The sequence below is a fragment of the Bacteroides sp. MSSM.1001136sp1_RTP21357st2_D2_RTP21359_211015 genome (assembly GCF_040913205.1).
GTDB lineage: Bacteria > Bacteroidota > Bacteroidia > Bacteroidales > Bacteroidaceae > Bacteroides > Bacteroides ovatus.
Genome location: NZ_JBDFVF010000021.1, coordinates 46,132 through 60,057, shown reverse-complemented (window position 1 = coordinate 60,057; position 13,926 = coordinate 46,132). Strand labels below are relative to the sequence as shown.

General features: G+C 41.2%; 8 protein-coding genes and 1 pseudogene. 5 read left to right on the top strand and 4 right to left on the bottom strand.

Annotation, left to right across the window (positions count from 1 at the left end; genetic code table 11):
* Positions 1 to 6: 6 nt before the first annotated feature.
* The 3 genes from AB5217_RS14475 (at position 7) to AB5217_RS14465 (ending at position 7,321) form a co-directional block, all read left to right on the top strand.
* Positions 7 to 2,235, top strand: coding sequence for a fimbrillin family protein (locus tag AB5217_RS14475; RefSeq protein WP_015531731.1), 2,229 nt, complete (start codon positions 7 to 9; stop codon positions 2,233 to 2,235).
* A 27-nt stretch (positions 2,236 to 2,262) separates the two neighbouring features.
* The gene (locus AB5217_RS14470; RefSeq protein ID WP_195436381.1) at positions 2,263 to 3,165 is read left to right on the top strand and encodes a glycerophosphodiester phosphodiesterase family protein; all 903 of its coding nucleotides are present in this window, start codon (positions 2,263 to 2,265) and stop codon (positions 3,163 to 3,165) included.
* 175 nt (positions 3,166 to 3,340) lie between these two features.
* The gene (locus tag AB5217_RS14465) at positions 3,341 to 7,321 is read left to right on the top strand and encodes a two-component regulator propeller domain-containing protein (RefSeq protein ID WP_004313437.1); all 3,981 of its coding nucleotides are present in this window, start codon (positions 3,341 to 3,343) and stop codon (positions 7,319 to 7,321) included.
* 268 nt (positions 7,322 to 7,589) lie between these two features.
* On the opposite strand, the pseudogene AB5217_RS14460 reads toward AB5217_RS14465, so the two are convergent.
* Positions 7,590 to 7,940 (bottom strand): annotated as a pseudogene (locus AB5217_RS14460) (DUF1016 N-terminal domain-containing protein); the annotation flags it as partial.
* Between the two features lie 79 nt (positions 7,941 to 8,019).
* On the opposite strand from AB5217_RS14460, the gene AB5217_RS14455 reads away from it, so the two are divergent.
* Complete coding sequence (locus AB5217_RS14455) at positions 8,020 to 8,208, top strand: hypothetical protein (RefSeq protein ID WP_008645720.1); 189 nt, start codon at positions 8,020 to 8,022, stop codon at positions 8,206 to 8,208.
* Between the two features lie 88 nt (positions 8,209 to 8,296).
* On the opposite strand, the gene AB5217_RS14450 is transcribed toward AB5217_RS14455, so the two are convergent.
* Genes AB5217_RS14450 through AB5217_RS14440 form a run of 3 tightly spaced genes read right to left on the bottom strand, consistent with a single transcriptional unit; the run spans position 8,297 to position 11,903 of the window.
* Entirely contained in the window at positions 8,297 to 9,484 is a 1,188-nt protein-coding gene (locus AB5217_RS14450; RefSeq protein ID WP_118419411.1) for a porin, read from the bottom strand.
* A gap of 15 nt (positions 9,485 to 9,499) precedes the next feature.
* Positions 9,500 to 10,558, bottom strand: a complete 1,059-nt coding sequence (ansB, locus tag AB5217_RS14445) for an L-asparaginase 2 (RefSeq protein WP_368112760.1) — start codon at positions 10,556 to 10,558, stop codon at positions 9,500 to 9,502.
* A 34-nt stretch (positions 10,559 to 10,592) separates the two neighbouring features.
* Complete coding sequence (locus tag AB5217_RS14440; protein ID WP_004302365.1) at positions 10,593 to 11,903, bottom strand: anaerobic C4-dicarboxylate transporter family protein; 1,311 nt, start codon at positions 11,901 to 11,903, stop codon at positions 10,593 to 10,595.
* A 178-nt stretch (positions 11,904 to 12,081) separates the two neighbouring features.
* Here AB5217_RS14440 and AB5217_RS14435 point away from each other — a divergent pair, with 178 nt between their 5' ends.
* On the top strand, positions 12,082 to 13,515 hold the full coding sequence (locus AB5217_RS14435) for an aspartate ammonia-lyase (RefSeq protein WP_008776919.1): 1,434 nt from the start codon (positions 12,082 to 12,084) through the stop codon (positions 13,513 to 13,515).
* Positions 13,516 to 13,926 lie beyond the last annotated feature (411 nt).

Below are 13,926 nucleotides of genomic sequence, written 5' to 3'. Positions count from 1 at the left end.
TGAGTTATGAAAATTACTAAACATATATTGGCTGCATGTATATTAACGGGTATGGCAGCTTGTGATACGGATAAAGAGATAGCCGTGTTCAATGAAGACTCCGGTGCAATCAAGATCAATGCTGTTATTGATGCTGCATATACCCGTAGTAATCCTACAGGAACAAATGAACAGCAAATGCAATTTAATAATGGAGACCAGATTCTGTTGAGTTGCGAAGATGGTAGTGTGACTTATATGTTGTCTGGAGGGCAATGGGCTCCTACGGATAACTATTATCTTAGGTGGGGAAATGAACCTGTTACTTATTCTGCCTTTTATCCGGTGACTGAAGGAACAAGCGTAGCCAACTTCTCTCTTCCTATTAATCAGCAGAGTTTGGAAAATCTGGCGAGCGCAGACTACATGACTTGCACAGTAGAAGATGCTATAAATGAGGGATCAGGTGTCCTTCATCTGAATATGAACCGGAGAATGGCGAAAGTTATCATGACATTGGACGATATAGACTCACAAAGTAAAGCTCTAGGAGTTAAAATCGGTTCCTATCAGGGATATACGGACGGAAATGTTTCATCGGGAACTGCACTTGTTTCACCGTATGTCACCATTCCTGAAGGAGGGAAAGCCGGACAAAGCGGATGTAAATATACGGCGATCGTAGCTCCGGGAACTGCAAATCCTAATAGTACTTTCGTTTCTTTAAATTACAAGGGGGAAGATCTGGTATTGCCGGGCATTCCTGCAATAAAGGCCGGATTTTGTTATGAATTTACTTTGAAAGTAGAAGGTTCGGTCATTAGATTGAGTGAACCGATTGTCACTCCATGGGAGACTGGTACAATCAATGGGGGAGATGCAACGGAATTGCAATTGGACGCTTATTATGTGAAAGAGCATGCTACAGGGAATGCTACCGGTATGGATTGGGATAATGCAATGGGAGTAGACGGGTTACGCAATCTATTGAGAACTAACACTAACAGTGCGATCACGACTGCGAATGCTAAGAAATTGGATGGTAAGAATATCTATGTGGCAGGCGGTACCTATTTGATAGCAGATCAGGAAGCCGGTCTGAAAATAGAGTATAGCGGATATAGTAAACAAGTCGAAATAAAGGTTGTGTGTGGATATGATCCTCAAAGTACCCGGAAGGATTTAAGCAAGCGTGATCCTGTCCGGTATCTGACTACTTTCACAGGAGATGCAAATAATAACGGCATTGCGGATGCGGGTGATTATTCCTTGTTTACATTAGGAAACCAGATAGATATTACATTTGAAGGTTGTACGTTCTCTTGCGGTTATCATCCCAATGAGAAAATAAATGGCTATAGTGGTGGATTCCTGATTGCGAATGGTAGCAGTGGCAATGCAACATTACAGTTGAATCATTGTATCATTGAAAAGTGCTATAATGCGGGAGTAAATGGTTCAGGTGAGGCTGGTGGTTCCGGTATATTCATGTATAAGGGGACAGCCAAACTAAATCATGTGCAGTTGAGAAACAACAAGGCATCTTCGCGTGGAGGCGCAATTCGTGTCAATGACAGTGGGAGTATTCTTTTTATGAATAATTGCTCCATTACAGGCAATGAAGGCGGACAGTTCGGTTATGCTATTCAAATGTCAAACGGTCATTTATGTATGAATAATACAACTGTTACCAATAATAGTGGTAGAGATGGAACCATTAACGGCGCGGGGAGTATGTTGATTGTAAACTCTACCATTATCGAGGATGGTGCTCAAAATAGCGGGGCTGTTATTCGTTGTGAATCCTGGCCGGCCCGGCAATCATTCTTGATGAATAATATCATCCTGAATAAAAATGCAGCTAATCCGGTTGTTGAAATGTCCGGTGATGATACTCGCCATTTGACATCCAAAGGGTATAATCTGATGGGCGGTACGATCATGCCTGCATCAACCAACAAGTTTACAACATCAGAGTTTGATAAGTATAACAGTACGATTAGCTCTTTAAATGTCGTATGGGATGCCAATCGTTCTGTCTATACTTGGGACGGGAATGTGAATGAGTTTACCCGGACTGCTGCCGACGCTGTTAAGAATGCGATCACAACCGGCTTTAAACCGGATAGTTGTCCTTTCCAGAATTTAGGTGAGGAGTTTGGAAAATGGTTGGATGAGATGGATGCTTTTTCCACTGACCAGTTGGGGAATCCGCGTGATAAAAATGCGATGTGGCCGGGAGCTTATCAAGAATAATGATACAATTTATTTAAACGAATGACAATGAAAAACTACAAACTGATATGGTTAGGGATATTCTGTTGTTTGCAACCTCTTATATTGTTTGCGCAACGGGGAGAAATGATCCGTAAGGCATTTTTAGATCCGAAGTTCGATCAGGTGTTAGTCGTGGCACACCGGGGGAACTGGCGGAGTGCACCGGAAAATTCCGTAGCGGCAATTGATAGTGCCATACAAATGGGAGTGGATATTGTGGAGATTGATATTCACAAGACTAAAGACGGACAATTAATATTGATGCACGATGACCGTGTAGACCGGACAACCAATGGTAAAGGATTGATTAAGGATTATACATTGGCAGAAATCAAGAAGTTGAAACTGAAAGATAAGGATGGAAATCTGACAGAACATATTGTTCCAACATTGGAAGAGGCATTGTTGGCAGGCAAAGGTCAGATTATGTTTAACTTGGATAAGGCGTATTCTGTGTTTGACGAGGTATACGCTGTGCTCGAGAAAACCGGAACTGCCAGTTTGGTGATAATGAAAGGAGGCCAGCCGGTGGAAACTGTCAAAAGTGAGTTTGGAGATTATCTGGATAAAGTGATTTACATACCGGTGATAGGACTTGACGGAAAGGATGGCGAAAAGAAGGTCAGGGACTATATGACACAGCTGCATCCTGCTGCCTTCGAATTGGTTTATTCGGATTCTTCCAGTCCTTTGCCTCGAAAAGTGAAATCGATTATTCTGGGAAAGAGTCGGATTTGGTACAATACGTTGTGGGCTTCTCTTGCGGGAGGGCATGAAGACGATCAGGCTTTAAAAGATCCGGATGGAAACTATGGATATCTGATTGAAGAGCTGGGGGCACGGATTCTCCAGACTGATCGTCCGGGGTTCATGCTGGATTATTTGAGAAAAAAGGGATTACACGATTAATTGTCTGAAGACAATGAGGTAAATGTATTGTTTGGCACACAGATAACGTCGATGAGATCAATAGACGTTATCTGTGTTGTTTTTATCTATTCTCCAAGTGAAAATAATTTTGAGATTTGGCTTGGGTTACTAAAATAGCTATATTTGACTCGCTGAATCGACATGGGTATATAATATGAAAAAAGCAATAATAGCATTTATCAGTCTTATTATTTTTTGTATTGAGCCATTAATGGCATCTGCAGAGTTTTCTTTTAAGAAATATCAAGTAGAAAACGGATTGTCTCATAACACAACTTGGTGTGCAATTCAAGATAGTTATGGCTTTTTATGGATAGGTACGAGTAATGGGTTGAACTGCTATTATGGTAGCGGAAATAAAATTTATCGGAATGTTCTAAATGACAAATATTCTTTAGGGAACAACTTTGTCGGTTCTTTGATGGAAGAGGGTGAAGACCTTTGGATAGGAACAAGTTCCGGGCTATACATTTATGATCGCTCTGACGATCATTTCTTGTATTTTGATAAGACAACTAAATATGGAGTATTCATTAGTTGCGAAGTCAAGAAAATCGTAAAAACTAAAAATGGTTTGATTTGGATAGCTACTTTGGGACAAGGCATCTTTATTTATGATCCGGTAAAAGACGTTCTGACTCAAAATAGTATCCGGACTTTTTTTGCCTGGGATATTTGCCAAGGTACGGATTCTCTTGTCTATGTCTCTTCTATGCAGGAGGGATTATTGTGCTTTGATGAACAAGGAACTTTTCTGCAAAGTTATCCGGTTTCATTCGAATTGAATATTGGCAATCAGAGGATTAACTGTCTCCATAGTATTGATCATGAAATTTGGTGCGGTGTGGGGACGAATTCGTTAGGGTGCTATCAGGAAGGAAGTCAGGAATTAAAAATATATAATACGTCTGCAGAGAGTTTCAGTTCTATTCTTTGTCTGATGGACTATAACGGGAAAGAAATGCTGGTTGGTACAGACAATGGCATTTATTTATTTGACCGTGAGCGTAAGACATTTCGTAGGGGAGACTCTCCGTTTGGTTTATGGGCTTTGAGCGATCCGACTGTACACGCGATGATGCGGGATAATGAAGGTACACTTTGGGTAATGACTAATTCCGGTGGAATAAATTACATGTCTAAACAGTCGAAGCGTTTTTCTACTTATTCTCTGTCTTTGACGGGGATGGAAAAAGCAGATAAGGAGATAGGACCTTTCTGTGAAGATCGGGAGAAGAATGTTTGGGTGGGAACCCGGAATGGATTGTGGTTTTTCAATTCACAAACTCATTCTTTTCATGAGTATTTTTTGAAGAAATCAAATATAAAATACGATATACGTAGTTTGTTGTTGGAGGGCGATAATCTTTGGGTAGGAACTTATGCTGAAGGATTGCATGTGTTAAATCTGAAGACAGGGAATATTAAAAGTTATACTTATTCCCGTGATATTCCGAATACACTTTGCAGTAATGATGTATTAAGCCTTTTTAAAGATCGTAAAGGAGAAATCTTTGTCGGAACAAGCTGGGGATTATGTCGTTATAATCCACAATCGGATAATTTTATAACTGTGATAAATGTCGGTGCTATGGCTTCTGTAACTGACATCTATGAGGATATGTACAATAATCTTTGGATTGCGACTTCAAATCGCGGCGTTTTCTGTTATAATACAGTTGGTGAAGAGTGGAAACATTTTGAACATATCCGGGAGGACCTGACTACTATTACGAGTAACTCCGTGATAACATTATTTGAAGATAGGAAAGGTACGATGTGGTTTGGGACCAATGGTGGAGGATTATGCTCTTTTTCCAAAGAAACAGAAACTTTTGTTGATTTTGATCCGGAAAATATATGGTTACCGGATAAGGTTATTTATTCGATAGAGCAGGATCTGGCCGGCAACTTTTGGATTTCCTGTAATTCCGGGTTATATCAGTTTAATCCTGCAGATAAGAATAAGAACTGTCTTTTTACTATAAATGACGGTTTGCAGGGGAATCAGTTCACAGCGCAATCTTCATTAGCTTCATCGACTGGAAAGATGTATTTTGGAGGAGTGAACGGATTTAATGTTTTTGAACCGAAAGAATTTACAGATAACACCTATCTTCCTCCTGTTTATGTTATAAATATCAGTTTCCCTAATTTGAATAATGAGCGGGAAGTGAGGCGGTTGCTCCGGTTGGATAAGCCTTTTTATACTGTTGATAAAATAAAATTACCTTATGAGAATAACAGTTTTACAATTCGTTTTGCGATACTTAGCTATGAAGATCCTCTTAGAAATCGTTATGCGTATATCTTGAACGGAGTAGATAAGGAATGGATTAACAACTCTTCTAATAATACAGCTTCCTATACCAACCTTCCTCCGGGAGAATATGAGTTTTTGGTTCGTGGTTCAAATAATGACCATTATTGGACTGAAAAGGCAATTTCTTTATGGATTGTGGTTACTCCTCCCTGGTGGCGGACTACTATTGCTTATGTGGTATATGCATTGTTGTTACTTGCTGCTATCGTATTTCTTGGTTGGCGTTGGAATTTGTATGTCAGGCGTAAGTATAAACGTCGGATGGAGGAGTATCAGACTACCAAAGAAAAAGAAATGTATAAATCGAAAATCAATTTCTTTATTAATTTGGTACATGAAATACGAACTCCGCTAAGTTTGATTCGTTTGCCGTTGGAGAAATTGAGAGAAGAGGAAATCAAAGGGAAAGAGAATAAGTATATTTCTGTAATAGAAAAGAATGTAGATTATCTATTGGGAATCATCAATCAGTTACTTGATTTTCAGAAGTTGGAAAGTAGTGCTTTGCAGTTGAATTTGAAGAAATGCAATGTTAATGCATTGGTCAGTGATATTTTTAATCAATTCTGCGGTTCTGCGGAGTTGAGAGGACTGACATTACATCTTTGTTTGCCTCATGAAGAGATTAACATGATGATTGATTCGGAAAAGATGAGTAAGATTCTGGTAAATTTGATAGGGAATGCGATGAAATATGCGAAATCCAGAATTGAATTGAAGGTATTATCAGTAGATGACGAGGTGAGGATAGAGGTCACTGATGATGGTCCCGGTATTCCGGAGGACCAACGCGATAAAATATTTCAAGCTTTTTATCAATTGCCTGATGATCCTGTGGCATCATCTAAGGGTACTGGGATTGGTTTGGCATTTGCAAGGTCTTTGGCAGAAGCCCATCATGGAAGTTTGTTTCTGGAAAATAGTTCCGAGGGCGGTGCTTCATTTGTATTATCTTTACCATTGGGAACTGTAGAAACAGAAGATGTATCTGATGAATTGACTGAAACGGATGCTGTAGATGTTGGAGAAGAGGTGACTTCTGTTTCTGAATTTGCTAATAGGAGATTCACTGTTTTATTGGTGGAGGATAATCTTGAATTGTTAAATCTAACTCGGGAAGCTTTAAGTACTTGGTTTAGGGTGATACGTGCCGGTAATGGAAAAGAAGCATTGGAAATACTCACACGCCAGAGTGTGGATGTTATTGTCAGTGATGTTATGATGCCTGAAATGGATGGACTTGAACTTTGTAATCATGTAAAATCCGATATGGCTTATTCTCATATTCCTGTTATTTTGCTGACTGCAAAAACGACATTGGAATCTAAAGTGGAAGGACTTGAAAGTGGTGCTGATGTATATCTTGAGAAACCGTTTTCTGTTAAGCAGCTCTATAAACAGATCGAGAATTTATTAAAACTGCGATTGGCGTTTCATAAACAGATGACGGACATCACAATTGGTTCATCTTCTTCACTTTCGGATTTTGCTATTTCTCAAAAAGATGTAGAATTTATAGACAAGATCAATGCAATTTTATCGGAGCAGGTTATTAATGAAAATTATTCAATTGATATATTGGCAGATCAAATGAATATGAGTCATTCTAATCTTTACCGGAAGATGAAAGGTTTGTTTGGTATGCCTCCTAATAACTATGTGAAGAACTTCCGCTTAAACAAAGCAGCTGAATTAATTGCAAATGGTGTTCGCATAGCTGAGGCAGCAGAACGGTTAGGCTTTGCTTCTTCTTCCCATTTTGCAAAATGTTTTAAAGAGAAGTTCGGAATGTTGCCAAAAGATTATAAATAACAAGTCTTTTCATGATGGGAAAAATGATGGGAGGGTAGATGAAGTTTAAAAATGCAAGAAGTATACCGTAGTAATATTTTTTATCCATTCGTTTTATATTCTTGACTCCGGGAAAATCGTAATTGCACATAAACCAGTCACTTTCGCCCCTCGAATTTGCAGCGTTTTTGAATCTCCCGCATCTAAACTAACGTGAGTTCGATATAATTTAGAACATTACAAATTGTCCATAGTTCTTTGTATATATTATAGAACAATGATTACTAAAAAGCGTTAAAGGATTCTTTATGATGTCATCTGGTTTATTGATCGTTTGCCCCTCTTGTGCTAAACGCAAGACTGAATCTTTGTCTTTGCTGAGAGCCAAACGCTCATACAGGCTTGAATTATATTGCCGCTGCAATTGACGTACACTCCAATTTTGTTTCTGAGACTCAATTTCGTAAAATCTGCGTTCTTCATCAGATTCAATGCGCATTAATATCAAATAGTGAGACCATGAAAGCGTAAACGGATATTCCCTAGTTGATTTTATGGGGCTTTCGGTGAGTTTTTGAATTTGGTCAACGCTGTTGTTCCAATCTCTTTTGTCGAGTATGTTGAGAAAAATTTGCGACATCTTTTCAATGTTTTGTGTATTGGGTCAAAAAGAAGTTGTATATTTGTTCATCAATATCTAGTCTCAATATAGGTAATCTATGGAATTCATCACATCAACACATTTGAAGCAATGGGCTGACACAAAAGAATGTCAGTCTCTCTTGCCAGAATTGATGAGACGGCTTATCTGTGCTTCCGTGAAGCAGTTGAATAGACTGTCTTTCCCCAGTGGGGATGCTGTGCATATGCCTGAATGGGCCGGAGCAGATACCTGGGTTCTGATTTAAAAAGACCGAACATATAAGAATACCCGATAACTGTTGTAAGAAGCTATCGGGTATTTTTTTATTGTCAGCCCGGTTTCTTGCTTTAGAATTAGAATACAGGCATCTGCCAGATAAATCCTACAGAAATACGGTTAGTACTATAATTCTCCTGTCCCAGCACCTTGGCGCGGGAAGTGAAATCATACGAACGTCCCACGTAGGTAACAAAGAAGTGCAGATTGGTTTCCATCGGGTAATATTCGATACCGCCCAGATATCCCCAGGAAGTACGGTAATTTCCCTTCTCTATTCCCTCGGACGCCTTGCCTACGGAAGCCGTCTCGTACATACCCTTCACAAAAACATTCCATTTCGGAAGAAAGCGGTAATTACATTTGGCAACAACCGAAAGATAGTTAGCATCAAAAGCGTTATGCCCGCCCGGACGGCCTACGATACTGGTAATAATACCTTTGCGGTCAATGTCCTCTTTTGAATACATGAAATCGACAAAAGCATTCCATTTGCCGAGATTCAATTCGTTACCTAAAGCATAATAATACATATTGTGACTTTTGGCCTCGTTCATGACAGAAGCCGACCAACGGGTCTTGAATACGTTATTGAAATTACCATTCCAGTTCAAAGTATAAACCAGCGGCATTTTGCCGGATTTCAGATCGGGAAGATTTCCTTCGGCATCTTCCGTAATTCCGTAAGTGCTGTCGAACGAACTGTTGCGGCTGTTCAGTATTTGCAGGTTAAGTTGCTGTTTGGGAGTAATGTTATAACCTACATTCAGTCCGGTCATAAAGTTACTCATATAGTCGATCATATCGCTGTACTGATAGATGTCGATCGGGTTGAGGTCGAACTCGATACCACCGTATGCGGCACATTGCTTTCCTGCGAAGAGGCTGAACTGGTCATTCAGTTTGATACCGATTCCGGCATAGTCGATGGAAGTAGGCAGATTGTCAATCATGCCGTTTGCGTCGTTCGAGCGGTTGAGGCGTTGGCGATAGCGGTAAGAAAGCCAGTTGTTGATATTTCCTTTGGCTTCGATGCGGAGCTGGTGCATATTGAAGTCACCTTCCTGAAAACCATTTTGGAAATGAGCGTCAAAGCTTCCTTGCATATTCAGATAAAGATTGAACTTATCTGTCTTCTTTTTCACGTCTGTCAGTTCTTCAAACAGGGGAGTGTTCGGGTTGAATTTATCCTTCTTCTCCGTTTTTTGAGCATATACTCCCTGTATGCTGCCCGCGAGGAGCAACATAAATATCCATTTTTTCATAAGTAGGTCAGGCTTTTAGTATTCGTTAAAATATTGCTGAATTTGTTTCCAGTCAGTTGTTTTGGTTAGTGCAAGCATTAACAAAACGCGTGATTTCTGCGGATTCAGTTCCTGTGAAGCCACAAACTGATATTTGGCGTCGTCTACCTCTGCATCCAGCGTGGTAGGACCTGTCGGGACACGGGAAGAACGGACCACAAGGATTCCTTTCTGACGGGCGTCTGTCAATACCGGGAAGATATTCTGATGGATATTTCCATTTCCTACTCCTGCATGGATAATGCCTTTATAGCCGTTGTTGAGCATCGGAGTGACCATATCTGCTTCGATGTTGGAATAGCTGTATACGATACCTACTTTAGGAAGTGCGTTCAGATGAGTGACATCGAAAACGGATTGGGTGGTATGTTTTTTTAGCGTCACCTGATTATAGAATACTTTTCCGTTCAACACATAACCTAGCGCGCCGGAGTTGGGAGCTTGGAAAGTTTGCACGTCGACCGTGTTCATTTTAACCGTACTCTGTGCTCCAAGGATCAGTCCGTTCATGGCAACCAGTACTCCTTTGTCTTTGGATTCTTTTGCGGCGGCGGTAACTACGGCGTTATAAAGATTCAACGGGCCGTCGGCACTTAGAGCCGTAGACGGACGCATGGCACCTACCAGTACCACCGGTTTGTCACTTTTAACGGTCAGGTTCAGGAAATAGGCCGTTTCTTCCATCGTATCGGTTCCGTGAGTAATCACGATGCCGTCGATGTCCGGGCGTTTCAATAGTTCATTTATTTTTTTTGCAAGCGTCAGCCAAACCTGGTCGTTCATGTCCTGCGAACCGATTTTGACAATCTGTTCTCCGGTCACGTTGGCGATGTCCTTAATTTCGGGCACGGCATCGAGTAGTGTGCCGATGGCAACTTGTCCTGCTGTGTAGCTGGTTCCGGTAGCTGAACTTCCTGTGCCTGCAATCGTTCCTCCGGTGGCAAGGATATGAATGTTCGGTTTTGCGGCAAATGCCATTGTTGCAGAAAATAGTAGTGTGACTACTACCAGTCCAAAGCTTTTGAATTGTTTCATAACTGAATGATGTTTAGGTTAATAATATGATCTATTAGAATATTTGTATAAAAAGCAAACCTAGTGCAATAGCCACAACGGTCGATACCAGACCGGGCATCATGAACGAATGATTCAACACATATTTGCCGATTTTTGTTGTCCCGGTACGGTCGAAATTAATCGCAGCCACCACGGTAGGATAATTCGGAATAAAGAAATATCCGTTCACGGCCGGGAATAAAGCGATCAGCATATAAGGAGAAATCCCCAACGCAATGCCCAAAGGGACGAGTGCCCGTACAGTGGCAGCCTGGCTATATAGCAGGATAGACATCACAAACAGGGCGACACCGAACAGCCACGGCATTTGTTGCACAATTCCCTGGATAGAGAGAGTCAACTGTCCCATATTTCCCTGAAGAAAGGTATCTCCCATCCAGGCAATACCGAAGATGGCAATCACCGCCTGCATACCTGCCGGAAATACAGAACCTTGCGTTGCCTTGATCCCGTCCGTCTTCGTTACTAACAGGATAATTGCGGCAGCCGACAACATCACGATTTCGATGATGGAAGACATTCCCAAGGTGACAATTTCCCCATCAATCAGGAAACTGGGGCGCATTCCTTCAAAAGAACCGAAAAGCACGATAAAAGCAGTTGCCAATATAAAGATGATAACGGAAATCATTGCCGAACGTTTGTTCTTGACACTTTTAATCTCCACCTTTTTATTGTTGAATAAACCTTCTTTCAATCTCTTCTGATATTCGGGATCTTCCACCAGTTCCTTACCGATTCTCATGGAAAACAAAGCGCCTACCAACACTCCGATGATGGTGGCGGGAATCGTAATTTTGAGAATGTCGAACAGGGTAATGTCGAATCCGGCTAAAAGTCCGAGAAGTGCCACGGTAGCGGCAGAGATCGGACTTGCCGTAATGGCCTGCTGGGAAGCGATGACGGCAATGCCCAACGGACGTTCCGGACGGATTTTTGTTTCGGTGGCAACCTCTGCAATTACCGGCAGTACGGAATAAGCCACGTGTCCGGTTCCGGCTACAAAAGTAAAGAGGTAAGTCACCAGCGGACTAAGCAGAGTGACGTGTGAAGGATTTTTACGAAGCAAATGTTCTGCCAGTTTCACCATGTAGTCCAAACCTCCGGCTGCCTGCATGCAGGAAGCGGCAGAGATTACGGCGGCAATCATTAACATAACGTCGATGGGAGGCGCAGTGGGTTGTAAACCAAAAACGAACGTGAGTATTGCCAAGCCTACGCCTCCCATTACGCCAAGTCCGATACCTCCCAGGCGTGCGCCAATAATAATGGCTGTCAGAACAAATGCTAATTGTAATATCATAGATTGCTGTTTTAAGTTCAAATACAAAGATAAGCGATTCTTCTCTTTGTATTTTCTTTTTCTTCTATTTACAACAAAAAAGTCATTGAATAGTTTTTGCATATTTATTAAAACAATACCATCGCTGGTTGGTTATTATAAGAACTAACGAAAACGTTATTACTATAAAACAACCGATATGGAACAAAATTTATCAAAAAAAACTCGTACAGAGAGTGACCTGATAGGTAGTCGTGAAGTGCCGGAAAGTGCACTCTATGGAGTACAGACACTCCGTGGCATTGAAAACTTTCGCATCAGCAAGTTTCATTTGAATGAATATCCTTTGTTCATTCAGGCATTGGCCATTACGAAGATGGGAGCCACCGTTGCCAACCGTGAACTGGACTTATTAACTGAAGAACAAGCGGATGCTATCTTGAGAGCCTGTAAAGAAATACTCGAAGGAAAGCATCACGAGCAGTTCCCCGTAGATATGATTCAGGGAGGAGCCGGTACGACCACCAACATGAATGCCAATGAAGTGATTGCCAACCGGGCATTGGAACTGATGGGGCATCAGCGGGGAGAATATCAATTCTGTTCGCCTAACGATCACGTCAACCGTTCACAATCTACCAACGATGCTTATCCTACAGCCATTCACATTGGACTGTATTATACTCATTTGAAATTGGTTAAGCATTTGGAGGTTCTGATCGAGTCTTTCCGGAAGAAAGCGAATGAGTTTGCACATGTCATCAAAATGGGGCGTACCCAATTGGAAGATGCCGTACCGATGACTCTTGGGCAAACCTTTAATGGCTTTGCAAGTATTTTGTCACATGAAATAAAGAACCTTGATTTTGCTGCACAGGATTTTCTGGCAGTCAATATGGGAGCAACAGCCATTGGAACAGGAATCACTGCCGAACCGGAATATGCGGAGAAGTGCATTGCCGCTTTGCGCAAGATTACGGGATTGGATATCAAACTAGCAGACGATTTGGTGGGAGCTACTTCGGACACTTCCTGCATGGTAGGTTATTCGGGAGTGATGAGGCGTATTGCTGTTAAAATGAATAAGATATGTAACGACTTGCGGTTGCTGGCTTCCGGTCCGCGTTGTGGATTGGGAGAAATCAATCTGCCGGCAATGCAGCCGGGCTCATCCATCATGCCCGGAAAAGTGAATCCGGTGATTCCTGAAGTGATGAACCAGGTGGCCTACAAGGTAATAGGAAATGACCTTTGTGTGGCCATGAGCGGTGAAGCAGCTCAAATGGAACTGAATGCAATGGAGCCGGTGATGGCACAATGCTGTTTCGAGTCCGCCGATTTACTGATGAATGGTTTCGACACTTTGCGCACCTTATGCATCGACGGCATTACGGCTAATGAAGAAAAATGCCGGAGAGATGTGCATAACAGCATTGGAGTAGTGACAGCCCTGAATCCGGTGATCGGATATAAGAACTCTACTAAAATAGCCAAAGAAGCATTGGAAACCGGGAAGGGAGTTTATGAACTTGTTTTGGAACATAACATTCTTTCCAAAGAAGACTTGGATACTATCTTAAAACCTGAAAATATGATTAAACCGGTGAAGTTGGACATTCACCCGAATCGTTGATTGATATATAGTAAGTGGAGATTGGTTTAAGATGAGAAATCGCCGGGCAGATCATTGATCTGTTCCGGCGATTTTTGATGATGTACTGCTTTTATTCGATATGGAAATAATTGCTAATCTTTTAGAATATTATATTGTCTCGTCCGGATTTAGGTTGACTGTTTTGACTTCTTAATCCTATAATAAGTAACCTGATTTTTGGTTAACGGCAGTTTCAATTTGTTTCATACGCTTGAAACTCTTTGTTTATAGGTTTGAAACACTTTGTTTCATATATTAAAAGAGTGTAGTTCGTTTTAATCTTTTATAAATCAGCGATTAAAAGTGTTTTTATAAAGATGCAAGTAACGATATAGTAGTGGAAGTCCAGCTACACATTGCATTGCTCTGCATAATTTCAAATATCTCTCT

Bases quoted from the DNA above. Each gene is read 5' to 3' on its own strand.
- AB5217_RS14465 (WP_004313437.1), top strand. From the start codon at position 3,341: ATGAAAAAAGCAATAATAGCATTTATCAGTCTTATTATTTTTTGTATT.
- AB5217_RS14470 (WP_195436381.1), top strand. From the start codon at position 2,263: ATGAAAAACTACAAACTGATATGGTTAGGGATATTCTGTTGTTTGCAA.
- ansB (WP_368112760.1), bottom strand. From the start codon at position 10,558: ATGAAACAATTCAAAAGCTTTGGACTGGTAGTAGTCACACTACTATTT.
- AB5217_RS14435 (WP_008776919.1), top strand. From the start codon at position 12,082: ATGGAACAAAATTTATCAAAAAAAACTCGTACAGAGAGTGACCTGATA.
- AB5217_RS14475 (WP_015531731.1), top strand. From the start codon at position 7: ATGAAAATTACTAAACATATATTGGCTGCATGTATATTAACGGGTATG.
- AB5217_RS14455 (WP_008645720.1), top strand. From the start codon at position 8,020: ATGGAATTCATCACATCAACACATTTGAAGCAATGGGCTGACACAAAA.
- AB5217_RS14440 (WP_004302365.1), bottom strand. From the start codon at position 11,903: ATGATATTACAATTAGCATTTGTTCTGACAGCCATTATTATTGGCGCA.
- AB5217_RS14450 (WP_118419411.1), bottom strand. From the start codon at position 9,484: ATGAAAAAATGGATATTTATGTTGCTCCTCGCGGGCAGCATACAGGGA.